General features: G+C 66.8%; 23 protein-coding genes. 10 read left to right on the top strand and 13 right to left on the bottom strand.

The genetic code is table 11. The features are described 5' to 3' along the window. Positions 1 to 49 precede the first annotated feature (49 nt). Positions 50 to 787 (bottom strand): Crp/Fnr family transcriptional regulator, encoded by a 738-nt coding sequence (locus tag BMY06_RS01270; RefSeq protein WP_080180829.1) that lies wholly within the window; start codon positions 785 to 787, stop codon positions 50 to 52. 145 nt (positions 788 to 932) lie between these two features. Between BMY06_RS01270 and BMY06_RS01265 the strand changes: the two genes are divergently transcribed. Next, positions 933 to 1,481 (top strand): Mpo1 family 2-hydroxy fatty acid dioxygenase, encoded by a 549-nt coding sequence (locus tag BMY06_RS01265; RefSeq protein ID WP_065061629.1) that lies wholly within the window; start codon positions 933 to 935, stop codon positions 1,479 to 1,481. 93 nt (positions 1,482 to 1,574) lie between these two features. On the opposite strand, the gene rarD is transcribed toward BMY06_RS01265, so the two are convergent. Beyond that, positions 1,575 to 2,471 (bottom strand): EamA family transporter RarD, encoded by an 897-nt coding sequence (gene rarD, locus BMY06_RS01260; protein WP_065061630.1) that lies wholly within the window; start codon positions 2,469 to 2,471, stop codon positions 1,575 to 1,577. A gap of 378 nt (positions 2,472 to 2,849) precedes the next feature. Between rarD and egtD the strand changes: the two genes are divergently transcribed. Then, complete coding sequence (gene egtD, locus BMY06_RS01255) at positions 2,850 to 3,830, top strand: L-histidine N(alpha)-methyltransferase (protein ID WP_074981178.1); 981 nt, start codon at positions 2,850 to 2,852, stop codon at positions 3,828 to 3,830. A gap of 75 nt (positions 3,831 to 3,905) precedes the next feature. On the opposite strand, the gene BMY06_RS01250 is transcribed toward egtD, so the two are convergent. Continuing rightward, positions 3,906 to 4,202 (bottom strand): acylphosphatase, encoded by a 297-nt coding sequence (locus BMY06_RS01250; RefSeq protein WP_065061632.1) that lies wholly within the window; start codon positions 4,200 to 4,202, stop codon positions 3,906 to 3,908. 166 nt (positions 4,203 to 4,368) lie between these two features. On the opposite strand from BMY06_RS01250, the gene hpnA reads away from it, so the two are divergent. Then, entirely contained in the window at positions 4,369 to 5,391 is a 1,023-nt protein-coding gene (gene hpnA, locus BMY06_RS01245) for a hopanoid-associated sugar epimerase (RefSeq protein ID WP_065061633.1), read from the top strand. A gap of 165 nt (positions 5,392 to 5,556) precedes the next feature. After that, on the top strand, positions 5,557 to 6,267 hold the full coding sequence (locus BMY06_RS01240) for a hypothetical protein (RefSeq protein ID WP_074981176.1): 711 nt from the start codon (positions 5,557 to 5,559) through the stop codon (positions 6,265 to 6,267). Between the two features lie 112 nt (positions 6,268 to 6,379). Here BMY06_RS01240 and BMY06_RS01235 read toward each other — a convergent pair whose 3' ends face one another. Beyond that, complete coding sequence (locus BMY06_RS01235) at positions 6,380 to 7,558, bottom strand: glycosyltransferase (protein ID WP_065061634.1); 1,179 nt, start codon at positions 7,556 to 7,558, stop codon at positions 6,380 to 6,382. Beyond that, positions 7,555 to 8,424, bottom strand: a complete 870-nt coding sequence (gene hpnC / locus BMY06_RS01230; RefSeq protein WP_074981382.1) for a squalene synthase HpnC — start codon at positions 8,422 to 8,424, stop codon at positions 7,555 to 7,557. Before hpnC ends, BMY06_RS01235 begins: the two co-directional genes overlap by 4 nt. Positions 8,425 to 8,926: 502 nt before the next feature. On the opposite strand from hpnC, the gene ispH reads away from it, so the two are divergent. Together ispH and hpnH are read left to right on the top strand one after the other, a co-directional pair. Then, positions 8,927 to 9,871, top strand: a complete 945-nt coding sequence (gene ispH / locus BMY06_RS01225; RefSeq protein WP_065061635.1) for a 4-hydroxy-3-methylbut-2-enyl diphosphate reductase — start codon at positions 8,927 to 8,929, stop codon at positions 9,869 to 9,871. Between the two features lie 10 nt (positions 9,872 to 9,881). Continuing rightward, entirely contained in the window at positions 9,882 to 11,033 is a 1,152-nt protein-coding gene (gene hpnH / locus BMY06_RS01220) for an adenosyl-hopene transferase HpnH (RefSeq protein ID WP_065061636.1), read from the top strand. A 127-nt stretch (positions 11,034 to 11,160) separates the two neighbouring features. Here hpnH and BMY06_RS01215 read toward each other — a convergent pair whose 3' ends face one another. From BMY06_RS01215 to BMY06_RS01200, 4 genes are all read right to left on the bottom strand, one after another. Next, positions 11,161 to 11,595: a VOC family protein gene (locus BMY06_RS01215; RefSeq protein WP_074981175.1), complete on the bottom strand. Its 435-nt coding sequence runs from the start codon at positions 11,593 to 11,595 to the stop codon at positions 11,161 to 11,163. Then, on the bottom strand, positions 11,592 to 12,137 hold the full coding sequence (locus BMY06_RS01210; RefSeq protein WP_065061638.1) for a helix-turn-helix domain-containing protein: 546 nt from the start codon (positions 12,135 to 12,137) through the stop codon (positions 11,592 to 11,594). The genes BMY06_RS01215 and BMY06_RS01210 overlap by 4 nt, the downstream gene beginning before the upstream one ends. Positions 12,138 to 12,301: 164 nt before the next feature. Then, a complete protein-coding gene (locus BMY06_RS01205; protein WP_027820406.1) occupies positions 12,302 to 12,508 on the bottom strand; it encodes a YbdD/YjiX family protein in 207 nt (68 codons plus the stop codon). Between the two features lie 26 nt (positions 12,509 to 12,534). Further along, positions 12,535 to 14,622: a carbon starvation CstA family protein gene (locus BMY06_RS01200; protein WP_074981173.1), complete on the bottom strand. Its 2,088-nt coding sequence runs from the start codon at positions 14,620 to 14,622 to the stop codon at positions 12,535 to 12,537. A gap of 243 nt (positions 14,623 to 14,865) precedes the next feature. On the opposite strand from BMY06_RS01200, the gene BMY06_RS01195 reads away from it, so the two are divergent. Both BMY06_RS01195 and BMY06_RS01190 read left to right on the top strand, forming a co-directional pair. Beyond that, entirely contained in the window at positions 14,866 to 16,344 is a 1,479-nt protein-coding gene (locus BMY06_RS01195; protein ID WP_074981172.1) for a cache domain-containing protein, read from the top strand. After that, the gene (locus tag BMY06_RS01190) at positions 16,341 to 16,979 is read left to right on the top strand and encodes a response regulator (protein WP_065061641.1); all 639 of its coding nucleotides are present in this window, start codon (positions 16,341 to 16,343) and stop codon (positions 16,977 to 16,979) included. Before BMY06_RS01195 ends, BMY06_RS01190 begins: the two co-directional genes overlap by 4 nt. A 114-nt stretch (positions 16,980 to 17,093) precedes the next feature. On the opposite strand, the gene BMY06_RS01185 is transcribed toward BMY06_RS01190, so the two are convergent. Beyond that, a complete protein-coding gene (locus BMY06_RS01185; protein ID WP_065061642.1) occupies positions 17,094 to 17,702 on the bottom strand; it encodes an MlaC/ttg2D family ABC transporter substrate-binding protein in 609 nt (202 codons plus the stop codon). 217 nt (positions 17,703 to 17,919) lie between these two features. Between BMY06_RS01185 and hpnN the strand changes: the two genes are divergently transcribed. After that, the gene (gene hpnN / locus BMY06_RS01180; protein WP_074981170.1) at positions 17,920 to 20,550 is read left to right on the top strand and encodes a hopanoid transporter HpnN; all 2,631 of its coding nucleotides are present in this window, start codon (positions 17,920 to 17,922) and stop codon (positions 20,548 to 20,550) included. Beyond that, positions 20,547 to 21,629, top strand: coding sequence for an MlaA family lipoprotein (locus BMY06_RS01175; protein ID WP_074981169.1), 1,083 nt, complete (start codon positions 20,547 to 20,549; stop codon positions 21,627 to 21,629). Before hpnN ends, BMY06_RS01175 begins: the two co-directional genes overlap by 4 nt. Before the next feature lie 133 nt (positions 21,630 to 21,762). Here the strand turns inward: BMY06_RS01175 and BMY06_RS01170 are convergent, their stop codons facing one another. The 3 genes from BMY06_RS01170 to shc form a co-directional block, all read right to left on the bottom strand. Beyond that, on the bottom strand, positions 21,763 to 22,248 hold the full coding sequence (locus BMY06_RS01170; RefSeq protein ID WP_065061645.1) for an acyl-CoA thioesterase: 486 nt from the start codon (positions 22,246 to 22,248) through the stop codon (positions 21,763 to 21,765). Positions 22,249 to 22,431: 183 nt separating this feature from the next. Further along, the gene (locus BMY06_RS01165; protein WP_065061646.1) at positions 22,432 to 23,157 is read right to left on the bottom strand and encodes a phosphorylase; all 726 of its coding nucleotides are present in this window, start codon (positions 23,155 to 23,157) and stop codon (positions 22,432 to 22,434) included. A gap of 2 nt (positions 23,158 to 23,159) precedes the next feature. Further along, positions 23,160 to 25,202 carry a squalene--hopene cyclase gene (gene shc, locus BMY06_RS01160; protein WP_080180830.1) on the bottom strand — a complete coding sequence of 681 codons (2,043 nt, stop codon included), beginning with the start codon at positions 25,200 to 25,202 and terminating at the stop codon, positions 23,160 to 23,162. Positions 25,203 to 25,207: the final 5 nt, after the last annotated feature.

The following is a 25,207-nucleotide window of genomic DNA, read 5'->3' as shown; positions in this document are numbered from 1 at the left end:
CAATGTTGATCTTGTCGATCAATATTGATTCCACCCACCTTCGGCGCGATCAGTGCGCCTGCTGCTCCAGCCGCACCGCATCGACGATCTCAATTTCACCGTAGCGCAGTTGCACGAGTCCGTCGCGTTCGAACTGGCGCAGGATCTGGTTCACGGTCTGGCGCGAGAGCGCGAGCATCAGCGCGAGGTCTTCCTGCGGCACGTTCACCACGCGCCGCGCCGACTGCGTGCCGCCGTGATCGGCCGCCAGCACCAGCAGGCGGCGCGCCACGCGCGCGGCGGCGGGCAGCAGCGCGCTTTCCTCGATGGCGTCGAAAGCGAAGCGCAGCTTCTGCGCGAGCAGCAAGCCGAAGGCGTGCCAGTAGGCGGGCGTAGCCGCGAGCAACGCGGCGAGCGGCGCGCTCGGCACATGAAAGAGCGTCGAGTCGCGTTCGGCGTAGGCATCGTGCGTGCGCACGCCCGCATCGAACAGCGCGATCTCGCCGAACCAGTGCGCGGGGCCGACCACGGCGAGCAGCGCCTCGCGTCCGGTCATGCTGGCCGCGCCGACGCGCATCGCGCCGTCGAGCACGCAATAGAGGCCGTCGGCGGCGTCGCCGCGCAGGAACAGGCGCTCGCCCGCGCGCAGCACGCGCACGCGGCCCGCCGCCCGCAACGCTGCACGCAGCGGCGCGGGCGCAGCGGCGAACCAGGCGCTGCGTTCGAGCGCGGCGCTCACGGCGGCGGCATCGTCGGCGTAAACGACGTTAGCTGAGGAAGCGGGCGAGGCGGGACGGGTCGAAGTCATCGGATCGGGTCGGTGCCGGCGCACGGGATCATGGCGCGGTGCAGCGGTAACACGCGCGGTAAAAAGCGCGGCAATTGTCGGCTAGCCGAAGGTTCGGGGCCGCGCGCCCGACGATCATAATGATTTTGGAGACAGAGGGGCATCCATGAGAAACCTGACAGAGCAGCTCACCCAGTACGCCGGCTATCACCGCGACGCCCGCAATATCGCCACGCATTTCGTCGGCATTCCGATGATCGTGCTGGCGCTCGCCGTGCTGCTCTCGCGCCCGGCGTTCGCCGTCGCCGCATGGCCGCTCGCCGCCGTGCCGCTCTCGCCCGCGTGGCTGCTGTTCGGCGGCGCGACGCTCTATTACCTCGTGCTCGACGTGCCGCTCGGCGCGATGATGGCCGTGTTTTCGGCGTTCTGTCTCGGCGTGGGCGCGTGGCTCGCGCGCGAATCCACGGCCGTATGGCTCGCGGCCGGCGTCGGTCTGTTCGTGGTGGGCTGGATCTTTCAGTTCGTCGGCCACGTGGCGTGGGAGCATCGCAAGCCCGCCTTCGTCGACGATGTGATCGGCCTGATCGTCGGGCCGCTGTTCGTGCTCGCGGAGGCGCTGTTCGCGCTCGGCTGGCGCCCCGCGTTGCGCGAGGCGATCGAAGCGAAAGTGGGCCCGACGCGTATCAATCCGCCGCGCGCGCAGCACGCGCAGTGACCGCCCGCAGTGACCACGCGCAGTGACCACGCGCAGTGAGCCTGGTCAGCGCGCGCCGCTTCTTCACCGCTTCTTCACCGCTTCTTCACCCAATCAGCGTGACACGCGCACGAGCCGCGCGCCGTGCAGCGCCGTCAACGCGACCGCCAGCCAGATCGGCACATAAGTCGCGAGCTGACGCGCGCCCAGATGCTCGCCGAGCAGCGTCACCGACACCACCACGAGCAGCACCGGCTCCACATAACCGAGGATGCCGAACAGCGCCATCGGCAGCAGCCGGCTCGACTTCAGAAAGGTCGCGAGCGCGACCGTGCTGATCACGCCCAGCCCCGGCAGCAGCACCCACGCGAGCAGCGCATGCTGGCCGAGCAGCGCGAGCGAGCCGCCCGCATGCACTTCGATGAAGGCCACGGGCAGCAGCAACACCATCTCGATGGCGAACATCGCCAGCGAATCCGCGTGGATCTTGCGGCGCAGCACGAAATACGGCGGATAACCGAGCGCCGTGATCAGCGTCGGCCACGAAAACGCGTGCGTCGCCCAGAGTTCGTGCGCCACGCCCACGGCCGCGCAGGCCACCGCGATCCATTGCAGCGGCTCAAGGCGCTCGTGATAGTAATAGCGTCCGACCAGCACCATCACCAGCGGCAGCATGAAATAGCCGAGCGACACCTCGAGCATGCGGCCGTGCAGCGGCGCCCACAGAAACACCCATAACTGCACGCCGAGCAGGGCCGCGCCCGCCACCAGCATCAGCGCGATGCGCGGATCGCGGATCGCGCGCGCAAGCAGGTCGCGCATGTGCGGCAGACGCTTGCGCAGCACCACCAGCGCGAGCGCGCCCGGCACGGTCCAGATCACGCGCCACGCGAAGATGTCGAGGCCGCCGAGCGGCGCGAGCAGCAAGGTGTACGCCGACATCAGCGCGAACAGCGCCGAAGCGGTCACGGAAAGCGTGATGCCGCGCCCGGGTTCGTAGCTTATCGACATGTCGAGCGGCGCGAAAAAGCGGAATCGGCAAGCACGGCGGCCGGCGAGGCGAGGGCGGCGGCGCGTCGGTGCGACGCGGCGGACGCCGGAAAAAGCGTTGTCATTTGAATGTTGTATTGATTTAGCAGCGGCCGGATGCGGCGCTCGCGCCGGTCGGCCAGCCGGCATTCTAGTCTCCCGCCAGCCGCGCCGTAACGGCGGGCACGGCCGATGCTGACTCTGCGGAGGCAGCGAAACCGCCAATTTAGTCCGTGAATTGCACGCGATGATGGACTAGAACGTAAGTCTCGCTTCGGAACCGCCCACCGGCCGCCGCGCATCGAGGCCACGCCGTCGCCGCGCCCCCGCCACCCGCCGTCCAACGCAACTGGAGCCCGCATGTCACTTCCTGCGTCCCGCCCCACGCCGCAGCCAGGCCCGCCTTCCACCTTCGCCGCCGACGTCCGCGCGGGTCTCACGCACGCGCCGCAGAAGGAATTGCCGTCGATGTATCTGTATGACGAAGTCGGTTCGGCGCTGTTCGAGGTCATCACGGTCTTGCCCGAATACGGCGTCACGCGCGCCGAGGAGCGCCTGCTCACGCGCTACGCCAACGAGATCGTCGACGCGCTGCCCGCCGACGTCAAGGTCGCCGAACTCGGCAGCGGCAGCGGCCGCAAGACGCGCCGCATTCTCGAAGCGCTGTGCCGTAAGCGTCCCACCGCGTATTGTCCGATCGAAATTTCGCGCACCGCGCTGCAACTGTGCCGCCGCGAACTGGCCGACATCGAGCGCATTTCGATCGTCGGCTACGAGCGCGACTATCTGGCCGGTCTCGCTGAAGTCAGCCGCCAGCGCAAGGACGGCGAGCGCCTGTTCGTGCTGTTTCTCGGCAGCACCATCGGCAATTTCGCGCGCCTCGCGGCGACGCGTTTTCTGCGCGACATCCGCGCGATGCTGCGTCCCGGCGATACGCTGCTGCTCGGCACCGACCTCGTGAAGCCCGTCGATACGCTGATCGCCGCCTACGACGACTCGATCGGCGCGACGGCCGCGTTCAACCTGAACCTGCTCTCGCGCATCAATCGCGAACTCGACGGCGACTTCGACCTGCACGACTTCGAGCACGTCGCGCGCTTCAATCCCGACGTGCGCAGCGTGGAAATGCACCTGCGCGCGAAGCGTCACGTCGAGGCGCACGTGGGCGCGGCGCGCCTGAGCATCGAACTGGAGCCGGGCGAGACCATCTGGACCGAAAGCAGCCACAAGTATCACGCCGACGAAATCCCCGCGATCGCCGCCGATGCGGGCTTCGAATGCGCGCATCAGTGGGTCGAGAAGGAGTGGGGCTTCGCGGAAAGCCTGCTCGCGGTGCGCTGACCCGCGCGTCGTTTTCCCGAGCCGGAATAAAAACGGGGCGCTTTCACAAGCGCCCCGTTTTTTCATCGCCGGATCTCAGTGCTGTTCGAAGCGCTCGTAACGCTTCTCGGTGCGGCGCTCCTCGCTTTCCACGGCACTCACGCGCGCGGCAGGCGGCCCGTGACGCAGCCACGACAGCATGCGGTCCACCTGATTCGCCGTGCCCTGAATCACGGCCTCGACCGAGCCGTCCTCAAGATTGGCGACGTAGCCGCGAATACGCAGCGCGTGCGCCTGACGCACCGTCGCGTGACGAAAACCCACGCCCTGCACCGTTCCGCGCACGCGCACGTAATACGTTTCCAGGCGCGCATCCAGATCCGGTTCGCTCATCGTTCGATCTCCTCTAGCCGTGCTTGCAACTTACGGTCGGCATTGTAGACGCGATTGCCTTGACCCTGCGCGCGCACGCGCCGCCGCCGCGCCACGTACAATCCGTGCCACTGCGGCGGCCTGCATCACGGCGCGCCGCTCATCGAACCCGAAAGCGAAATCCAGAATGACCGACACTTCCCGCGCTAACAAGGACCTCGTGCTGATCACCGGCGCGTCCGGCTTCGTCGGCTCGGCCGTCGCCCGCATCGCGCTGGAAAAAGGCTTCGCCGTGCGCCTGCTGGTGCGCGCGACGAGTCCGCGCAAGAACCTCGAATCGCTCGACGTCGAGATCGTCACCGGCGACATGCGCGACGAAGCCTCGATGCGCCGCGCGCTCGACGGCGTGCGCTACCTGTTCCACGTCGCCGCCGACTATCGCCTCTGGGCGCCGGATCCGCTCGAAATCGAGCGCGCCAATCTCGAAGGCGCCGAAGCCACCATGCGCGCCGCGCTCGCGGCGGGCGTCGAGCGCATCGTCTACACGAGCAGCGTCGCCACGCTCAAGGTCACGAGTTCCGGCAATTCCGCCGACGAAACCTCGCCGCTGAAGGCCGATCAGGCGATCGGCGTGTACAAGCGCAGCAAGGTGATCGCCGAGCGCGCGGTCGAACGCATGATCGAGCAGGACGGCCTGCCCGCCGTGATCGTCAATCCGTCGACGCCGATCGGTCCGCGCGACGTGAAGCCGACGCCCACGGGCCGCATCATCGTCGAGGCGGCGACGGGCAAGATGCCCGCATTCGTCGACACGGGCCTGAATCTCGTGCACGTCGACGACGTCGCGAACGGTCACTTTCTCGCGCTGGAGCGCGGCCGGATCGGCGAGCGCTACATCCTCGGCGGCGAGAACCTGCCGCTGCAACAGATGCTCGCCGACATCGCCGGCATGGTGGGCCGCAAGCCGCCGACGATCGCGCTGCCGCGCTGGCCGCTCTATCCGCTCGCGATGGGCGCGGAAGCCGTGGCGCGCATCACGAAGCGCGAGCCGTTCGTGACCGTCGACGCGCTGAAGATGTCGAAAAACAAGATGTATTTCACGTCGGCGAAGGCGGAGCGCGAGCTGGGCTATCAGGCGCGGCCATATCGCGAAGGCCTCAAGGACGCGCTCGCGTGGTTCCGCGAAGCCGGTTATCTGAACGCGAAATAAGCGCCGCCGGACCCCGTCCGGTTCGACCCAAACGCCCGATCTGCGGGCTTCTGGCGGCCATCCGCGCACTTTGTTACAACTTTTGTTGCGTCATGCTTACAACGGCGGACGGGCAATGCGCGTGCGCTATGGGTAAAATCGCGGGTCTTACCAGAGAAGCCTCGCATGAATCTTCAAGACCAGATCGGCGCGCTCGAAGTGGGCGTCGATCAGCTCATCCAGGCCGTCCGCACCGCGCCCGCGCTGCATATCGTCGATACCCCGGCTGCCGGCCCGGCGCTCGCGCCGACCGACACGCCCGCGTTCGAAGCCCCGCCGAAGCTCGAAGTCCCGCCTTCGCCGTTCGAAGACGCCGGGTCTGTCGCGTCTGTCGATACGCCGGAGCAGCCGTCCGCGCGCGCGGAGACGGTAGAAGCGCCGCAGGCTGAACCGCAAGCCGCCGAATCCGCTGAAGCTGAAACCGCAGCCGTTGAGGTCGCTGACGCTGCCGACTCCGCGAACGCGCAAGCCGAAGCCGTGGAAACCTCGGAAGCCTCGGAAACCGCAGCCGCCGCCCCGTTGCTCGAAGTCGGCCGCCCGTCGCAGAACGAGATCACGATGACGATCGGCGGTCAGACCGTGTCGCTGCATCCGATGCAGGTCGGCCAGTTGATCGAGGAACTCGCGAACGCACGCGCCTCGATGCAGCCCGAGCCGCCGCCCGGCATTCCGCCCGGCTGGCGCTTCGCCTCGACGAAGAATCCGACCATGGCCGTGCAGAAGCAGTCGAACGGCGACCGTCTGCTGGTGCTGCGCCATAACGGCCACGGCTGGGTGCCGTTCACGTTCTCGCCCGACATGGTCGTGCAGATGTACATGATGCTGACGCAGCGCTAAGCCGCGCCGCATCGCCGAAGCGCGAACCGCATCGGCATAAAAAAAGCCGCCGCGTGAAGACGCGGCGGCTTTTTTACTGGCGCGCGGCTCAAGGCACGCGCGCCGGCGAATCTCAGCGCCCTTGCACCGGCGCCTGCACGCGCGCCTTCCACTGGCCGCCCTTGCCGCGCCAGAAGCGCCACGCCGAAGCGAAGGTCGCGCCCACGTAGAACAGCGCGACGAGCGGCAGGAACGGCGCCCACAGCGGCGAGCGGCGATAGTAGGCAAGCATCGGCGCGTAGGCGCAGCACATCAGCGCCCAGGCGAGCCACGCGGGCCAGCCCTGCGCGCCCAGCGCGAGCGCGACCACCGGCGGCGCGAGATAGATCACCGCCATGCCCAGCAGCGTGCCCGCGAGCTGCCACGCCGAGTAATGCAGCTGCGTGAACGCGGTGCGCGCGATCATGTTCCAGATGTCCTTCCACGAATCGTACGGGCGCAGCGACACGCTCTTCGCCGCCACGTCCAGACGAATCGGATGATGCCCCTCGCCGCGATGCTTGATGCGCGCCGCGAGGCTGCAATCGTCGATGAGTTCGGCGCGGATCGACTCGATGCCGCCCGCTTCCTCCAGCGCCGTGCGGCGCACCAGCATGCAGCCGCCCGCCGCCGCCGCCGTCTTGTTGCGCGGATTGTTGACCCACGCGAACGGATAGAGCTTGGCGAAGAAAAACACGAAGGCGGGAATCAGCGCCTTTTCCCAGAACGAGTCGCAGCGCAGACGCACCATCAGCGAAACCAGGTCGCGCTTCTCGGCCTGCGCGCGCACCACGAGTTGCGCGAGCGCGTCGGGCGGATGGCCGATGTCGGCGTCGGTGAGCAGCAGGTAGTCGGCGTCCAGACCGAGCGTGCGCACGGCTTCGATGCCCTGCGACTGCGCCCAGACCTTCCCCGACCAGCCCGCAGGCAGCGGCTTCGCGGTGATGACGGTGAGCTTTTCCGGGCAGTGCAGCGCGAGCGCGGCGGCGCGCGCGGCTTCGGCGGTGCCGTCGGTGCTGTGATCGTCGATCACGATCACGTGGAAGTCGCCGCCATAGTTTTGCTGGAGCAGCGAGGCGACGGCTTCGCCGATCGCGTCGGCTTCGTTGCGCGCGGGCACCACGGCGCACGCCGACGGCCAGCCCGCCGCGGGCTCGACGACCGGCAGCGGCTCGGCCGGACGCGAGCGCCAGAAGCCGCCGCGCCCGAACAGCAGCACGAGCCAGATCACCAGCGACAGGCAGGACACGGCAAAGAGAATCGTTGTCATCATGCGTTATTACTCTCGATCGAAGGCGCGCGCACGCCAACCCGGCGCGACAGCCACATGGCCGCCGTGCGCATCAGCACCACGGCCCAGTCGGATGCGCGCAGCGCGGGCCGCACGCGGAAAATATCGTAATCGGCGCGCTCGATGAGTTCGAGCACGCGCAGGCCGCCGTGCACCACGCTGCACAGTTCCAGCCCGAAGCGCCCCGGCACGCGCAACGCGAGCGGCGCGCCGCTGAGCATCAGCGCGCGCGCTTCGTTCACCTCATGGCGCATCAGCGCGCGCCACGCGTCGTCCACGACGCCCGCGGCGATCTGCGCCTCGGTGACGTTGAAACGCTCGCGCTCGGCTTGCGGCAGGTACACGCGGCCGTGCTGCCAGTCGGCGGGCACGTCCTGCAAGAACGTGATGAGTTGCAACGCCGTGCAGATCGCATCGGAGTCGGCGAGATTCGCGGGCGAGGCCTCGTCGATCAGTTGCAGCATCAGGTGCCCGACCGGATTCGCCGAGCGGTGGCAGAAGTCGAGCAGCGTGAGGCGGTCGGCGTAACGCGTGGTGTCGATGTCCTGATCGAACGCCGACACGAGATCGTAGAACGGCTGCAGCGGCAGACGGCAGCGGCGCACCACGTCGGCGAGCCGCGCGAACAGCATCGGATGCACGGGCGCCGGGCGGCCTTCGGCGACGGCGTCGAGCCCGTCGCGGAAGTCGGCGAGCCGCGAATGGCGCTCCTCCGGAAGCCAGTCGCCTTCGTCGGCGATGTCGTCGAGCGCGCGCGCGACATGGTAGATCACGCCGACAGGCGCGCGCAGCGCCTTCGGCAGCAACAGCTTCGCTACCGGAAATTCGTCGTAGTGGTCGGGTTCCATGGCGTCCATTGGGGTCGGTCCCGCCCGGCATCGCGATTACGCGCGGACGGCGGGGAGCGATAGTTTAAGGGTTCCGGCGTCATGTTGCACCGCGCCACGGTCGGCCGTCGGACAAACTGGCCGCGCGTCGGCGCAGCGGCCGGCCAGCCGCCTCCAAGCCCTTCATTTTCCTTACTAAAAGCCACTGAAGCCCGCCAGCCGGGCCTTGTCACGGTGCCGCCACGCACCTGACACTTCGCTGACATCGCATCGTCACGGGCCAAAACAGCCGCGAGAAAAGAGGCCAAAATGGGGCCCTAATCGATTATCGTCGCGTGCGCGCAGCACCTTCTCGTTCGCCAACCAGCAAACACAAGGCGATGGGGTTAAAATGCGCGTCTGGTTTTTCCGCCATCCCCTGGCGGATCAAGCATTTACTAGCTTCTTATTAATAATGATGGCCGCGGCGAGCGGGGCTGACACGTCCCTTTCGGTAACCGCGGCAGTCGGAGTTCGCCACCTTATGCGAGTGATCCTTGCCCAACCCCGCGGCTTTTGTGCGGGGGTTGTCCGTGCGATCGAAATTGTCGATCGCGCACTGCAGAAGCACGGCGCGCCCGTCTACGTGCGCCATGAAATCGTCCACAACCGGCACGTGGTCGAGAACCTGCGCAACAAGGGCGCGCGTTTCGTGGAAGAGCTCGACGAAGTGCCCGAGGGCGCAGTCGCCATTTTCAGCGCCCACGGCGTTGCCAAGACGGTCGAACGCGCCGCCGAAGAACGTGACCTCGACGTGCTGGACGCAACCTGTCCGCTCGTCACCAAGGTCCACGTGCAAGGCCGTCAGTACGTGGCCGCCGGCCGCACGCTGATCCTGATCGGCCACGCCGGTCACCCGGAAGTGGAAGGCACGATCGGCCAGATTCCCGGCACCGTGCTGCTGGTGCAAAGCGAAGCCGATGTCGCGAAGCTCGAACTGCCGCTCGACGCGCCGCTCGCGTACGTGACGCAAACCACGCTGTCGGTGGACGACACGCGCGGCATCATCGACGCGCTGCTCAAGCGGTTCTCCGACATCGTCGGTCCGGACACGCGTGACATCTGCTACGCCACGCAGAACCGTCAGGCCGCCGTGCGCGATCTGTCTTCGCAGGTCGATGTGCTGCTCGTCGTGGGCGCGACCAACAGCTCGAACTCGAATCGTCTGCGCGAAATCGGCAGCGAGTCGGGTCTGCCGAGCTACCTCGTCGCGGACGGCTCGGAAGTGAAAGCCGAGTGGTTCGAAGGCGCACATACGGTCGGTATCACGGCCGGTGCGTCGGCGCCCGAAGAAATGGTGGAAAACGTGATCGACGCGCTGCGCGCGTTGGGGCCTGTCGAGGTGTCGACGATGGCGGGCCGTGAGGAAAAAGTCGAATTCAAGCTGCCGTCGAAGCTGCTGCAACCGCTCGTCGCGCGCGAAGTTTAAGGAGGACGTCTTGTCTATTCCGCTGCTACAAAAAGTCCGCGTTGGCGCCTACATTTTCCGCCAACATTTCGGCGGCAACAAACGCTATCCGCTCGCGCTGATGCTCGAGCCGCTGTTCCGCTGCAACCTGGCCTGTAACGGCTGCGGCAAGATCGACTATCCGGATCCCATCCTGAACCAGCGTCTGTCGCTGGAAGAGTGCCTCGGCGCCGTGGACGAATGCGGTGCGCCGGTCGTGTCGATCGCAGGCGGCGAGCCGCTGCTGCACAAGGAAATGCCCCAGATCGTCAAGGGCATCATGGCGCGCAAGAAGTTCGTGTACCTGTGCACGAACGCGCTGCTCATGGAAAAGAAGATGGACGACTACGAGCCGAGCCCGTACTTCGTCTGGTCGGTTCACCTCGACGGCGACCGTGAAGCGCACGACCATTCGGTCTCGCAGGAAGGCGTCTACGACAAGGCCGTCGCGGCCATCAAGGAAGCCAAGCGCCGCGGCTTCCGCGTGAACATCAACTGCACGCTGTTCAACGACGCGCAGCCGGACCGCGTGGCGAAGTTCTTCGACACGGCTCACGCCATCGGCGTCGACGGCATCACGGTGTCGCCGGGCTATGCCTACGAGCGCGCGCCGGACCAGCAGCACTTCCTGAACCGCGACAAGACCAAGAACCTGTTCCGCGAAATCTTCAAGCGCGGCAACAACGGCAAGAAGTGGTCGTTCAGCCAGTCGAGCCTGTTCCTCGACTTCCTGGCCGGCAACCAGACCTACGAATGCACGCCGTGGGGCAACCCGGCGCGCACGGTGTTCGGCTGGCAAAAGCCGTGCTATCTGGTCGGCGAAGGTTATGTGAAGACCTTCAAGGAACTGATGGAAACGACCGAGTGGGACAAGTACGGTACGGGCAAGTACGAGAAGTGCGCGGACTGCATGGTCCACTGCGGCTTCGAAGCGACCGCGGTGATGGACACGGTCGCGCATCCGCTGAAGGCGCTGAAGGTCGCGTTGAGCGGCCCGAAGACCGAAGGCGCGTTCGTGAAGGACATCCCGCTGGACACGCAACGTCCGGCTGAATACGTGTTCTCGCGTCACGTCGAGATCAAGCTCGACGAGATCAAGAACTCGGCCAAGACGAAGAAGCCGGTGACGGTCGCGGCAGGCTAAGCCATCGCCATCGCGATACGTTCAGCGTGATCGCACCGCGAGGTGCGAGGCTGAATCGAAAAAGGCGCAACGGTGCAGACCGTTGCGCCTTTTTCTTTTGGCGAAGGCGAAGCCGAACGTCGCGCCTTCAGTTTTTCGCCGACTGGATCATCTTCCAGCCGTTGCCCGCCGGGTCGCGGAATCCCGCATCGATGTTGCCGTAACGCTCGGTCGGCTCCTGCGTGAACTCGACGCCGCGCGCCGACCATTGCGCGTAAAGCGCCCGGCAGTCGGCCACGGCGAGCACGAGCGGCGGCATCGCGCCTTTGGCCACCATCGCGCGCAGCGTCTGCGCCGTGGCTTCGTCGTGCACGGGCGGACCGGGCGTGAAGAGGCCGAGCTGAAACGACGGCTGTTCCGGATGCTGGACCGTGAGCCAGCGATACGCGCCGTTGCGCACGTCCGTGTGCACGCGAAAGCCGAGTTTGTCGACGTAGAACGCGAGCGCCGCGTCCTGATCGTCCACGTAGATGCCCACCACATTGACGCCCTGCTGGGCGCCGTGTTTGTTACCCTGATTCATCCTGTCTCCCTGGCCTTCGGCCGCGTGCTGGTTGATGGCCGCACTGTAGCCTTCGCCGCGCGGCGGCGCTTCTCCAAAACTGCCATCGTCAGATCGGGGCGCTGCGCGGCCTTCAGCACGCAGGCGGGCACGCTGCCCGGTTCGGCCACGCTCGCGCGCGCCGCCACGCGCATGGCGCTCGGGCTCGTCCCGGTGATGTCGCGAAAGATGCGCCCGAAGGTGCCGAGGCTTTCCCAGCCCGTGGCGAAGGCGATATCGGTGATCGCGAGGTCGGTGTCGCGCAGGAGCGTGGTGGCCTGCTCGATGCGCCGGGAGAGCAGGTAGCGATGCGGCGGCAGGCCGAACGCGCGCTTGAACGAGCGCGCGAAATGCGCCTCGGAGACGCCGCTCACCGCCGCCAGCCGCCTGACGGGCCACGCTTCGTGCGAGGCGGCGTCCATGCGATCCTTGGCGCGCAACAGGCGGCGCAACAGCGCGGGATCTTCGAGCGCGTCGGCGGGCGTCGCCGATGGCGCGGCATCGAACTCTTCGCGGGCGGACATGATCGGCGGCGATCCTCGGGACACGTCCAACGGACGAGATGCGCGTAGTGTAGGCCGCTTTGCGCCGCCCATGAAAAAAGCGCGAAGGCTTTCGCCCTCGCGCTTTTTTATCGACATCGGCCGCGGCTTGTTTCAGCGGCTTGTTTCCGCTTACGGCCCGCGCCTCAGCAGCATTTCCCCGCGCCCGAACCGTAACGCGCATTCTGGCGCTCGCGGAAAAACTCCTCGTAAGTCATCACCGGACGATCGGGATGCGTCGCACGCATGTGCGCGACGTAACCGTCGTAGTCCGGCAGACCGACCATCAGACGCATCGCCTGGCCCAGATAGCGGCCCGCGGTCTGCACGTTGTCGCGAAGTTCCGAGAACATGATGCGCTCCGTTCAGTGCGTCAGTATCAATGCACGCGATGCGCCGCGACGACCGCGCCGTTCGCCGGCATCGCCTCGTACGGCGTTTCCTGCACGGTCGGACGGGCGATGCGGCGCGCGCGCGCGATCGCGATCAGGCCGTACACCACGATGCTCACCACCACGAAGATGAACAGGCCCGAGAGCGCGGCATCGACGTAATCGTTGAAGATCATGCGCTGCATCTGCTCGACCGACTTCGCGGGCGCGACGATCTTGCCCGCGTCGAGCGCCGCCGACAGCTTCTGCGCGTGCGCGACGAAGCTGACCTTCGGGTTGCTGTCGAAAATCTTCTGCAGGCCCGCCGTGAGCGTGCAGATGAGCAGCCACAGCGTCGGCAGCGCCGTCACCCATGCGAACTTCTCGCGCTTCATCTTGAACAGCACGACGGTCGCGAGCATCAGTGCGATGCCGGCGAGCATCTGGTTCGAGATGCCGAACAGCGGCCACAGCGTGTTGATACCGCCGAGCGGATCGACCACGCCTTGATACAGGAAGTAGCCCCACGCGGCGACGCACAGCGCCGTGGCGATCAGGTTCGCGGGCAACGATTCCGTGCGCTTCAAAGCCGGATGGAACGTGCCCAGCAGGTCTTGCAGCATGAAGCGGCCCGCGCGCGTGCCCGCGTCGACGGCGGTCAGGATGAAGAGCGCCTCGAACAGAATCGCGAAGTGATACCAGAACGCCATCATCGCCTGGCCGCCCACGACCTGGTGCAGGATCTGCGCCATGCCGACCGCCAGCGTCGGTGCACCGCCGGCGCGCGCGACGATGGTGGTCTCGCCCACGGCCTGCGCCGTTTGCGTGAGCATGTCCGGCGTCAGCACGAAGCCCCAGTGGCCGACCGTCTGCGCCACCGCGTCCGGCGTCGTGCCGAGCACGGCGAGCGGCGCGTTCATCGCGAAGTACACGCCCGGCTCGATCACCGAAGCGGCCACCAGCGCCATGATCGCCACGAACGATTCCATCAGCATCGCGCCGTAACCGATGAAGCGCGCGTTGGTTTCGTTATCGAGCAGCTTGGGCGTGGTGCCCGACGAGATCAGCGCGTGGAAGCCCGAGACCGAACCGCACGCGATCGTGATGAAGAGGAACGGGAACAGGTTGCCCGACCACACCGGACCGGTGCCGTCGATGAACTTCGTGAACGCGGGCATCTTCAGTTCCGGCGCGACGATCAGAATGCCGATCGCGAGCGCGAGAATCGTGCCGATCTTCAGGAACGTCGAGAGATAGTCGCGCGGCGCGAGCAGCAGCCACACCGGCAGCACCGACGCCACGAAGCCGTAACCGATCAGGATCCACGTGAGCTGCGTGCCCGTGAACGTGAACCACGCGGCGAGCGTCGGCGAATCGTGCACGTGCTGGCCGAACGCGATCGACGCCATCAGCAGAATGAAGCCGATGATCGAGATCTCGCCGATCTTGCCCGGACGGATGTAACGCACGTACAGGCCCATGAAGATCGCGATGGGAATCGTCGCGGCCACGGTGAACGTGCCCCACGGCGAGTTCGTCAGCGCCTTCACCACGATCAGCGCGAGCACCGCGAGAATGATGATCATGATGAGGAAGGTGCCGAACAGCGCGATCACGCCGGGCACCGGGCCGAGTTCCATCTTCACGAGGTCGCCGAGCGAGCGGCCGTCGCGGCGCGTGGAGAGGAACAGCACCACGAAATCCTGCACCGCGCCCGCGAACACCACGCCCGCGAGAATCCACAGCATGCCGGGCATGTAGCCCATCTGCGCGGCCAGCACCGGGCCGACCAGCGGACCCGCGCCCGCGATCGCCGCGAAGTGGTGGCCGAACAGTACGTATTTGTTGGTGGGCACGTAATCGAGCCCGTCGTTGTGGCGCACGGCCGGCGTCATGCGCAGGCCGTCGAGTTGCAGCACCTGGGTCGCGATGAAGCGGCTGTAGAAGCGGTACGCGATCAGATAAACGCACACGGCGCAGATCACGATCCACAGTGCGCTGATTCGCTCGCCGTGCGCGAGCGCGATCGTGCCGAACGCGAACGCGCCAAGTAGCGCGACGATCGTCCACACGACAAAACTGGATGTCCGACTCATGCGGTGTCTCCTGTCTTATTTATAGATTCGTTGGGTAGTCTTTGCGCGCGCCCGACATCGGGAGCGACGCGCGACGCGCCGGGCTTCGATTCATACTAGTCGAAGGCGGCGCGGCAGGTGGCGCAGTTGCGCCACGCTATGGGCGTGTAGTATTCGCTTTCGCCTTGTGCGCCACAAGCGGACAACTACGTAAGGGAACTACGTGAAATTACGTAGGCCGAACCGCGCATCGAGCCGCTCACCATGACTCTCAAGACCCGAATTTTTCTGCTCGCCGTGGTGCCGTTTCTCGCGGCCATCGCAGGGATCGGGATCGGCGTGCGCCAGCAGGCCACCGCGCTCGCGCAGACCCAGCACGCGACCATGCAGGCCGCGTACCTGTCGAGCAAGGAAATCGAACTGCGCCATTACGTTGAGCTCGCCACCAGTGCAATCGCGCCGCTGTATGCGCCGGATTCGGATTCGGCTGCGGATTCAGCCCCGGATTTCACCGCCACGCCCGCCAGCGAGGCCGCGCGCCAACGTGCCGCACTCGCCGTACTGCAAAAAATGGACTTCGGCCCCGACGGCTATTTCTTCGTCTACGACCTGCACGGGCGCTCGCTCATGCATCCGCGCGAGCCCGGTCTCGTCGGCCAGGACCTGTGGAATCTGCGCGATCCGCAAGGCTCGCTGACGATCCAGCAACTCGTGGCCGCCGCGCAGCATGGCGGCGGCTATGTGCGCTACATGTGGCATCGACCGTCGACGGGCAAGCTCGCGCCCAAGCTCGGCTATGTCGTGCCGCTGCCGCGCTGGGGCTGGATGATCGGCACCGGCATCTATCTCGACGACGTCGATTCCACGCTCGCGCATATCGACGAACGCGCCTCCGCGAATATCGAGCGCACGCTGCAATGGCTCGGCGTGATCGCGCTCGCGGGCGTGGGCGTGATCGCGCTCGGCGCGCTCGTGCTCAACGTGAGCGAATACCGCAGCACCGACGCCAAGCTCAAGCGCCTCGCGCAGCAAGTGGTGGAATCGCAGGAACAGGAGCGCGCGCGGCTCTCGCGCGAGCTGCACGACGGCATCAGCCAGATGCTGGTGTCGGCGAAACTGCTGCTCGAATCGGCGCTCGCGCGCTTCGAGCGCGGCGAAACGCGCGTGGCCGCCGCCGAAGCTTCGCTCGCCACCGGCCTCACGCGCCTGTCGGACACGCTGCGCGAAGTGCGGCGCATCTCGCACGCGCTGCGTCCGGCGATGCTCGACGATCTCGGCCTCGCCGCCGCGCTCGAACAGCTCACGCGCGAACTCGCCGAGGAGACGGAAATCGAGATCGGCTTCACGCTCTCGGGCGATTGCCCGCCGCGCACGCGCACCCGCACGCCGACGAGCGCCGCGCCCTTGCCCGACGCCGTCAACACCGTGCTGTTCCGCATCGCCCAGGAAGCGCTCACCAACATCGTCAAGCACGCGCAGGCGCGGCGCGCGGCGCTCACGCTGGCGGTCACGCCGCAAGCGGTATCGCTCTCGATCGCCGACAATGGCCGCGGTTTCGACGTCGCGCACGCGCTGGCCGATCCGCGCGCGGGCATGGGTCTGCGCAATATGCGCGAGCGTCTGGAGCCGCTGGGCGGCACCCTCACGGTCAGCTCGAAGCCCGGCCACACGGTCGTCAGCGCGTGGGTGCCGATCCACGCGGCCCACGTCGCCGACACAACGAACGAAGTCAGACACACATGAACGACCCCAGCAAACCGGCGCGCCTCGTGCTCGTCGACGATCACCCGCTCGTGCGCGACGGCCTGCGCGCGCGTCTCGAAGCCGTGCCGGGCCTCGAAGTCGCGGGCGAGGCGGGCAACGCCGACGAAGCGATCGACCTCGCCGCCACGCTCGAACCCGATCTCGCCCTGATGGACGTGGGCATGGCCGGCATGAACGGCATCGCGCTCGCGGGCATCTTTCACGAACGCTTTCCGGCGATCCGCGTGCTGATGCTGTCGATGCACGACAACGTCGAATACGTGACGGAAGCCGTGCGCGCGGGCGCGAGCGGCTACGTGCTCAAGGATTCGCCGGCCACGGAAATCGTGCGCGCGATCGAGGCCGTGCTCGCGGGACAGACGTATTTCAGCGCGGGGCTGGGCGCGCGCATGATCCAGGCGTCGCTGAAGGAAACGCCCATCGAGCGCCTCACGCCGCGCGAACGCGACATCCTCGACGCGCTCGCCGAAGGCCTCTCCAGCAAGCAGATCGCGCAGCGCGAAGGGCTGTCGGTGCGCACGGTCGAGACGCACCGGCTCAATCTGAAACGCAAGCTCGATATCGAAGGGCAGGCGGAACTGATCAAGTTCGCGGTGGAGAATCGCAGGAAGTAGGGGACGCGCGGCGCCACCGGATCGCGGCGCACAAAAGCAGAACGGCGCGCCTCTTGCGAGAACGCGCCGTTCTTTTATGCGAAGCTGCGAAGCGTGGGCCTCGCTCGCGCGGACTTAGCTGCGCGCGTTGTGATCGATCAAGAACTTGATGAGCCCGTCGATGCCGCCCTTGGCGATCTGGTCGGCGAATTGCGTCTGATAGACCTGGATGAGCCACGCACCCATCATGTTGATGTCGTAGATCTTCCAGCCGCCGGCCGTGCGTTCGAGGCGATAGTCGATGGCGTCGTCGCCGCCGTTGCTGAGCACGTGCGATTGCACGACGGTGTCTTTCGCGCTCCCGGCCGTGTTCGACGGCACGAACTTGAAGTTCACCTGGGTGTCGCGCAGCTGCGCGAGCGACGAGGCGTAGGTCTTCACGAGCAGGAGTTGAAATTGCTCATAGAGCTTCTGCTGTTGTTCGGGCGTGGCCGTGGTCCAGGCCTTGCCGATCGCGATACGCGTGGTGCGCTGGAAGTCGGTGGCCGGCACGAAATGGGTCTCGACCACTTGCGTGATCTGTTTCATGTCGCCGCCGCGCGCTTGCGGATCGGCCTGCATGGCCTTCACGGTGCCTTCCACGGCCGCTTTGACGACGGCGTCCGGGGAGGACTGCGCGAAGGCGGCGCCCGACACGCCCGACAGGAAGGCAGCGGTGAGTAATGCGGTCAGATAACGTTTCATACGCGTTTTTGGAACAGTAAATATCAGGCGCCGACGAAGCGGACCACTACACCGGCCTGCTCGATGGCACGTCTGGGGCTCGATCCCGCCCCGGCCGGACCAGTATAACGGCTTTGACGTTCGCGCTCGTGTGCGCGAGGCGCGCCGAGTTGGGCGAGGCCGGTATACTTGAGCGCTTCGTTCAAGAATATTAATCGCCGAGGCTCCCCTCGCCTTTATGCTGAAGCCATTCATCATTCACCTCGTCGCCTGGTCGGTTCGCCGCGCGGCGTGGGTCATCGCACTTGCGATCGTACTGGCCGTGCTGAGCGGCACGTACGTCGCGAAGCATTTCAAGATCAACACGGACGTCAGCGGCCTCGTCGAGAACACCGCCGAGTGGGCCGCGCTCAGCGACGCCAAGGACAAGGCCTTCCCGCAACGCAGCAGCTCGCTGCTCGTGGTGGTGGAAGCGCCCGCGCCCGAACTCGCCGACGCCGCCGCCGACAAGCTCGCCGACGCGCTCAAGCAGGACTCGCGCGAATTCAGCGCGGTCTCGCAGCCCGCGGGCGGCCCGTTCTTCGAGCACAACGGGCTGCTGTTCCCGTCCACGCCCACGGTGCTGTCCACCACGGGCCAGCTCGTCCAGGCGCGTCCGCTGATCAACCAGCTGGCGAAGGACCCGAGCCTCGCGGGCCTCGCGGGCACGCTGATCACCACGCTGCAACTGCCGCTCACGATCGGTCAGGTGAAACTGCCGCAGATGGCGGGCCTGCTCGGCAGCGCCGCCGACACCGTCGACCAGGTGCTGGCGGGCAAGCCCGCCGCGTTCTCGTGGCGCGCGCTCGTCGACAAGGACGCCGCCGCGAAGCCCGCGTTTTCGTTCGTGACGGTGCAGCCGGTGCTGAATTTCGCCGCGCTCAAGGCGGGCGCGAGCGCCTCGCAGGCGATCCGCGACACGGCCGCCTCGCTGCATCTGGACACCGAATACGGCGCGCGCGTGCGTCTGACCGGCGAACAGCCGCTCGCCGACGACGAATTCGCCTCGGTGCAGGACGGCGCCGCGCTCAACGGCGCGATCACGGCAATCGTCGTGCTCGTGATCCTGTGGCTCGCGCTGCGCTCGGGCCGTCTGATCGGCGCGGTGCTCGTCACGCTGGTGGTCGGGCTCGTCGTCACGGCGGCGCTCGGACTCCTGATGATCGGCTCGCTCAACATGCTGTCGGTCGCGTTCATGGTGCTGTTCGTGGGGCTGGGCGTCGACTTCGGCGTGCAGTTCGGCGTGAAGTATCGAGAGGAACGCTTCCAGGACGACCGGCTCGACGCCGCGCTGCTCAAGACCGCGCGTCTGATCGGCGTGCCGCTCACGCTGGCCGCCATCGCCGTCGCCGAAAGTTTCTTTTCGTTCCTGCCGACCGCCTACAAGGGCCTCTCCGAACTCGGCCAGATCGCGGGCGTCGGCATGTTCGTCGCGTACTTCGCGAACATGACGCTGCTGCCCGCGCTCATCAGCGTGTTCAAGCCCAAGGGCGAGCGCGCCTCGCCGGGCTTCGCGTTCCTCGCGCCGGTCGACACCTGGCTTGCCGAGCATCGCAAGCCCGTGCTGATCGGCACGCTGATCGTCGTGCTGGGCGCGTCGCCGCTGCTGTTCCATCTGCGTTTCGACTTCAATCCGCTGCATCTGAAAGATCCGCACACGGAGTCGATGGCCACGCTGATTGCGCTGAAGAATTCGCCGGTCATTTCGATCAACGACGTGAGCGTGCTCGCGCCCTCGCTCGCCGACGCGGACAACATCGCCGCGAAACTCTCGAAGCTGCCGGAAGTGGGCCGCGCGACCACGCTGAGCTCGCTGATCCCCGACGACCAGCAACAGAAGATGATGCTGATTTCGAGCGCCGCGCAGCAGCTCATGCCCGCGCTGACGCAGCAGCCGTCGTCGCCGGTGACGGACCCGGTGCGCGTCGACACGCTCAAGCGCGCCGCCAACCAGCTCGCGCTCGCGGCGGGCGATCACCCGGGTCCGGGCGCCGCCGAAGCCAAGCATCTCTCGGACGGCCTGACGAAGCTCGCCAACGCCGACGCCGCCACGCGAGACCGCGCCGAAAAGGCCTTCAGCCAGCCGCTCAAGCTCGCGTTCGCGCAGCTCGAACGCCTGCTGCAGCCGTCGGAAATCACGCGCGAAAATCTGCCGAAGGCGATGGTGCAGGACTGGGTGTCGCCGGTCACGGGCGAGGCGATCGTCGATGTCGCGCCGCGCGTGCCCGCGGGCGTCGATCCGAACGACGACGCCATGCTCGCGCGCTTCTCGCACGCCGTGAAGGCGGCGGAGCCGAACGCCATCGGCGGCCCGATCTCGATCCTGCACTCGGCGAACGTGATCATTCTCGCGTTCCTGCAGGCGGCGGCGTGGTCGGTGCTCCTCATCACCGCGCTGCTGTGGATCACGCTGCGCCACTTCGGCGACGTGCTGCGCACGCTGATTCCGCTGCTGGTATCGGCGCTCGTGACGCTTGAGTTGTGCGTTGTGCTCGGTATCCAACTCAATTTCGCCAATATCATCGCGCTTCCCCTGATGCTTGGCGTCGGCGTCGCGTTCAAAATCTACTTTGTGATGGCCTGGCGCGCGGGTCAAACCGGCCTGCTGCATTCGAGCCTCACGCACGCGGTGCTGTTCTCGGCCGCAACCACGGCCACGGCGTTCGGCAGCCTGTGGCTTTCGCATCATCCGGGCACCTCGAGCATGGGCAAACTGCTCGCGTTGTCCTTGTTCTGTACGCTGATCGGCGCCGTGGTGTTCCAGCCGGTGCTGATGGGCAAGCCGCGCGCGAAGCGCGCACGATCGCATACGCAGGGGATCGATCAATGAAGAAAAAACAAGCCGCGCTCACCATGGCGGCGGCGAGCCTGACGCTCCTCGTGACGTCGGGCTGCGCCACAGGTCCCGACCGCAAGCCGGGTGATCCGTTCGAACCGGCCAATCGCGCGATCTTTACGTTCAACGACGCGCTCGATACGCACATTGCCCAACCGATTGCGAAGGGGTATCAGAAAGTCACGCCGCAGCCGATCCGGCAGGCGATCACGAACTTCTTTTCCAACCTCGGCGACGTCAGCAATTTCGCCAACGACCTGCTGCAACTGAAGATCACCGACGCCACCGAAGACCTCATGCGTCTCGCGATGAACTCGACCTTCGGTCTGGGCGGCCTGATCGATTTCGCCACGCCCGCGGGCCTGCCGAAGCACCATCAGGACTTTGGTCTGACGATGGGCCATTACGGCGTGCCGGCCGGTCCGTATCTGGTGCTGCCGGTGTTCGGGCCGAGCTCTGTGCGCGACGGCATCGGCATGGGCGTGGATGTGAAGTTCAACATCCTCAACTACATCGAACCCGCGGTGCGCAATCCGATGTACATCGCGCAATTCGTGAGCGCGCGCGCCGATCTGCTGGGCGCCACCGACCTGCTACAACAGGCGGCGCTCGACAAGTATTCGTTCGTGCGCGACGCGTACCGCCAGCAGCGTCAGTCGCTGATTCGCGGCTCGCAGAGCAACAATGCGCCGCTGCCGGATTACGGCGATCCTGGCGCCTCGGATGACAACGGCGGCGCGGGCAAGTCGGGGAACGGGCTGCCGAATTACGACGATCCGGGCGAGTCGGGTGGTGCGGGTGGTGCGGGTGGTGCGGCGGCTCCGGCGGCTCCGGCCAAGGGCGGCGCGTCGGACAACGGTTTGCCGAACTACGAAGATCCGGGCGAGGGCAGCGCGAACGGCGCGGCAGCGGCCGGCGCGGGCGCCGGTGCGGCTGCGGCAGCCGGGACGGCGGGGGTGGCTGCTGCGGCGGCGGCGCAGGCGGCTTCGGGTGCCCCGGCGCCTGTGGCGGCTTCGGCACCGGCTGCGGCTTCGGCCACGGCGGCGCCCGCGAAAGCGGCTTCGGCGCCTTGAAGATGCGCTGATTCCGCGATCAATTCGCGATGATTCGTGCCGCTCGAAACTCGGGCGGCGCGAGACGCAAAAAACCCGGCCGGAGCTTTCGCCCCGCCGGGTTTTTCTTTGCCTCGCGACTGCGCTGACGCGCTCAGTGCACCGCTTCGTCTTCGTTCAGCGCTTCGCGCTCGGCTTCCTTCGCCGCCGCGGCCGCCGTGGCGTCCACCGCCGTGTGCACAGTCTGGCGATAGCGCTCATAGGCCTCTTCGGCGTAACGGATCCGGTCGCGGCCGTGCGGCGCGGGCTTGCCTTCGGCGTCCATGTTCACGAACACCATCCGCTCGATCGTCAGGATGCTCTTGCGCGTGACCTTGTTGCGCACTTCGCAGCGCAGCGTGATCGACGTGCGGCCGAAATCGGTGGCCGTCATGCCCAGTTCGATGATGTCGCCCTGACGCGCCGAACTCACGAAATTCACCTCCGAGATGAACTTCGTCACGACGCGCTGGTTATCGAGCTGGCAAATCGCGTAAATCGCGGCTTCTTCGTCGATCCAGCGCAGCAGGCTGCCGCCGAACAGCGTGCCGTTGGGGTTCAGATCTTCCGGCTTGACCCACTTGCGAGTATGGAAATTCATATTGGTAACTCCCTATGCGTGATCCGCCCCCAGATCGAAACCAACGGACCTAGGGTTAACACTCAGATGGTATCAGAGATAGGGGTTTTCCCTATGCATTTCAATATTCCGCGCCGGCAACAGTGCGGCGCGAAATCGTGAATAAAGGGAAGCGGGGGAGACCGGAAGGCAATCGGCGTGGAATCAGCGCGGAAAAAAAGCGCCCGATGCCGTGAGCACGCGCCGCGCCGCCGTGAGCGCCTTGCGCGCCGCACCGGCGTCGGCGGCCACGCGCAGCAGGCCACCCAGTTGTAGCGGATCGCGCGCGAGTTCGCGCAGGATCGGCAGAACGGCCGTGGAGCCGTCGTCGCGCAGTCCGGCCATCGCGGCCTTGGGCAAGCTGCGCCATGCCGGATCGACCACCGCGCGGCACACCGCGAACGGCAGGCCGCGCGCGGCCGCGGCCGCCGCCGCGAGATGCGATTCCATATCGACGGCCAGCGCGCCGTTCGACTGATGCAGCGCCGCCTTGTCCGCCGCGCCCGTGAGCGGCGCGGCCACCGCGGCTTCAATGCCCCGGCGCGTCTGCGCGGCCAGCGGCGAGGCCATCAGCGCCGCCGCCATGCGCGCGCTCCAGGCCGCGTCGCACGCGATGCAGCCAAACGGACCGTCGACGGCTTCGGCGATCACGATCGTCCCCGGTTCGAGATCCGGGCCGAGACCGCCCGCCGTGCCGAAGCTGATCACGCCCGCCGCGCCGCGTTCCAGCGCGGCGTCGAGCGCGCGTTGCAGCAGATCGGCGCGCGCCGCGTAGACGGCCTCGATGCCGTCGCCGCCCTTGCCCGCGGCGATGCTCGCCTCGAACGCCATGCCGGTCACGGCGATCACGGGCAGCGCGCCGCCCGCACGCGGATTCAATGCCGCCGCCATCGTCACAGACCGACCGTGACGCGCGTCGCGCCGTCGCGTTTGAGGTTGCGGTAGCGCGCGAGCGCCCACAGCGGGAAGAACTTGCGATAGCCGTGGTAGCGCAGATAGAACACGCGCGGGAAGCCGGTCGCGGTGAAGCGCGTTTCGTCCCAGAGGCCGTGGTCCTGCTGCGTCTGCTGCAGCCACGCGATGCCGCGCGCGACCGACGGATGATTCACTTCGCCCGCCGCCATCAGGCCGAGCAGCGCCCAGGCCGTCTGCGACGCCGTGCTCGTCGCGCGCTCGTAGCCGCGGTATTCGAGCTTGTAGCTGGTGCCGTCCTCGCCCCAGCCGCCGTCGTCGTTCTGGATCGAGATCAGCCACTGAGCCGCGCGTTTCATGCGCGGATCGGCGTGTTCGAGACCGGCCGCGTTCAGCGCGCACAGCGCCGTCCACGTGCCGTAGATGTAGTTCATGCCCCAGCGGCCGTACCAGCTGCCATCCGCTTCCTGCTCGTCGAGGATGTAGTTGTACGCGCGGCGCGCCGGCTCGCTCGCCACCGGCATTTCGCCCATCTGCGCGAGCATCGACAGACAGCGGCCCGAGACGTCGGCGGTCGGCGGATCGAGCAGTGCGCCGTGGTCCGAGAACGGGATGTTGTTCAGATATTCGTGCGTGTTTTCCGGCTCGAACGCGCCCCAGCCGCCGTTGCTGCTCTGCATGCCGACCACCCACTCGCGCGCGCGCGACATCACCTCGGCGTAGGACTGGGTCTTGTCGAGCTTGTCGACGCGATCCATCGCGGCCACGACCACAGCCGTGTCGTCGACGTCGGGGTAGTGCGGATTCGCGTACTGGAACGCCCAGCCGCCCGGACGCACGTCGGGACGACGCGAGATCCAGTCGCCGCGCACGTCGAGAATCTGCAGCGGACGCAGCCATTCAAGGCCGCGCCGTGCGCCTTCTTCGGCACGCGCGTCGCCGGTTTCGAGCAGCGCGTGCGCTGCCAGCGAGGTGTCCCACACGGGCGACAGACACGGCTGCACGTAGGCTTCGTCGGTATGCACCGTGACAAGCTTTTCGACCGACTGGCGTGCAATCGCGCGATGCGGATGATCGGCCGGATAGCCAAGCACGTCGTACATCATGACGGCGTTGGCCATCGCCGGGAAGATCGCGCCGAGGCCGTCTTCGCCGTTCAGGCGTTCGTCGACGAAGGCCACCGCCGCGTCGATCGCGCGCTGGCGCAGATACGTCGGGAACAGCGGATCGGTCACGCGCAGCACGCCGTCCACGGCGCGGAAGAAGCCGAACCAGCCCTTGCTCTGATGCGGCGCGCGCTCGTTCAGACCGGTGGTGACGGGCGCGCTCAGGAACAGTTCGTCGATGCGCACGCCGCGCGGATTCTTCGCGACCGGACGCTTCGCGCCGAGCACGAGCAGCGGCACGATCACCGTGCGCGCCCAGTACGAGACCTTCGAGAGATGGAACGGGAACCACTTCGGCAACAGCGTGATTTCCACCGGCATCATCGGCACGGCGTACCACGTCACCACGCCGAACAGCGCGAGCAGGATGCGCGTGAACACGTTGGCTTTTTCCGCGCCGCCGGCCGCGAGAATCGCGTCGCGCGCGCGCACCATGTGCTCGGCGTCTTCGGCGTCGCCGATCATCTTGAGTGCGAAATACGCCTTGATGGTCGCGCTCACGTCCATGTCGCCGTCGGTGAACAGCGGCCAGCCGCCGCCCGGCAGCTGGATGCGGCGCAGGTAGCGCGCGATCTTCTGTTCGAGCTCGAGGTTCGCTTCCTCGCCCAGGTAGTGGACGAGCAGCACGTATTCGGCGGGAATCGTGGCGTCGGCTTCGAGTTCGTAGACCCAGTGGCCGTCGGCGCGCTGATCGGCGAGGATCGCATCGGTCGCGCGCGCAACGGCGGCGTCGAGGGTTCCGGCCGGCAGCGCGGCGGCGCCGTCGTCGAGCGCGGGCGCGAGCGTGGGCGCCAGCGCGGCGGCGCTCAGGACGCGCGCCGTCTCGTCGGTCGGCATGGCTTGGGATAAGTCGTTCATCGGCA

This window comes from Paraburkholderia tropica (genome assembly GCF_900109265.1).
In the GTDB taxonomy this organism is placed as follows: Bacteria; Pseudomonadota; Gammaproteobacteria; order Burkholderiales; family Burkholderiaceae; genus Paraburkholderia; species Paraburkholderia tropica.
This window is presented reverse-complemented; position numbering and strand designations above follow the sequence as displayed.

Excerpts from the sequence above, each read along its gene's own strand:
- BMY06_RS01270 (WP_080180829.1), bottom strand. The coding sequence starts at position 787 with ATGACTTCGACCCGTCCCGCCTCGCCCGCTTCCTCAGCTAACGTCGTT.
- BMY06_RS01190 (WP_065061641.1), top strand. The coding sequence starts at position 16,341 with ATGAACGACCCCAGCAAACCGGCGCGCCTCGTGCTCGTCGACGATCAC.
- BMY06_RS01240 (WP_074981176.1), top strand. The coding sequence starts at position 5,557 with ATGAATCTTCAAGACCAGATCGGCGCGCTCGAAGTGGGCGTCGATCAG.
- hpnC (WP_074981382.1), bottom strand. The coding sequence starts at position 8,424 with ATGGAACCCGACCACTACGACGAATTTCCGGTAGCGAAGCTGTTGCTG.
- BMY06_RS01195 (WP_074981172.1), top strand. The coding sequence starts at position 14,866 with ATGACTCTCAAGACCCGAATTTTTCTGCTCGCCGTGGTGCCGTTTCTC.
- BMY06_RS01200 (WP_074981173.1), bottom strand. The coding sequence starts at position 14,622 with ATGAGTCGGACATCCAGTTTTGTCGTGTGGACGATCGTCGCGCTACTT.
- egtD (WP_074981178.1), top strand. The coding sequence starts at position 2,850 with ATGTCACTTCCTGCGTCCCGCCCCACGCCGCAGCCAGGCCCGCCTTCC.
- BMY06_RS01170 (WP_065061645.1), bottom strand. The coding sequence starts at position 22,248 with ATGAATTTCCATACTCGCAAGTGGGTCAAGCCGGAAGATCTGAACCCC.
- BMY06_RS01205 (WP_027820406.1), bottom strand. The coding sequence starts at position 12,508 with ATGTTCTCGGAACTTCGCGACAACGTGCAGACCGCGGGCCGCTATCTG.
- BMY06_RS01250 (WP_065061632.1), bottom strand. The coding sequence starts at position 4,202 with ATGAGCGAACCGGATCTGGATGCGCGCCTGGAAACGTATTACGTGCGC.
- rarD (WP_065061630.1), bottom strand. The coding sequence starts at position 2,471 with ATGTCGATAAGCTACGAACCCGGGCGCGGCATCACGCTTTCCGTGACC.
- BMY06_RS01265 (WP_065061629.1), top strand. The coding sequence starts at position 933 with ATGAGAAACCTGACAGAGCAGCTCACCCAGTACGCCGGCTATCACCGC.
- shc (WP_080180830.1), bottom strand. The coding sequence starts at position 25,202 with ATGAACGACTTATCCCAAGCCATGCCGACCGACGAGACGGCGCGCGTC.
- hpnN (WP_074981170.1), top strand. The coding sequence starts at position 17,920 with ATGCTGAAGCCATTCATCATTCACCTCGTCGCCTGGTCGGTTCGCCGC.
- ispH (WP_065061635.1), top strand. The coding sequence starts at position 8,927 with ATGCGAGTGATCCTTGCCCAACCCCGCGGCTTTTGTGCGGGGGTTGTC.
- BMY06_RS01210 (WP_065061638.1), bottom strand. The coding sequence starts at position 12,137 with ATGTCCGCCCGCGAAGAGTTCGATGCCGCGCCATCGGCGACGCCCGCC.
- BMY06_RS01175 (WP_074981169.1), top strand. The coding sequence starts at position 20,547 with ATGAAGAAAAAACAAGCCGCGCTCACCATGGCGGCGGCGAGCCTGACG.
- hpnA (WP_065061633.1), top strand. The coding sequence starts at position 4,369 with ATGACCGACACTTCCCGCGCTAACAAGGACCTCGTGCTGATCACCGGC.
- BMY06_RS01185 (WP_065061642.1), bottom strand. The coding sequence starts at position 17,702 with ATGAAACGTTATCTGACCGCATTACTCACCGCTGCCTTCCTGTCGGGC.
- BMY06_RS01235 (WP_065061634.1), bottom strand. The coding sequence starts at position 7,558 with ATGATGACAACGATTCTCTTTGCCGTGTCCTGCCTGTCGCTGGTGATC.
- BMY06_RS01215 (WP_074981175.1), bottom strand. The coding sequence starts at position 11,595 with ATGAATCAGGGTAACAAACACGGCGCCCAGCAGGGCGTCAATGTGGTG.
- BMY06_RS01165 (WP_065061646.1), bottom strand. The coding sequence starts at position 23,157 with ATGGCGGCGGCATTGAATCCGCGTGCGGGCGGCGCGCTGCCCGTGATC.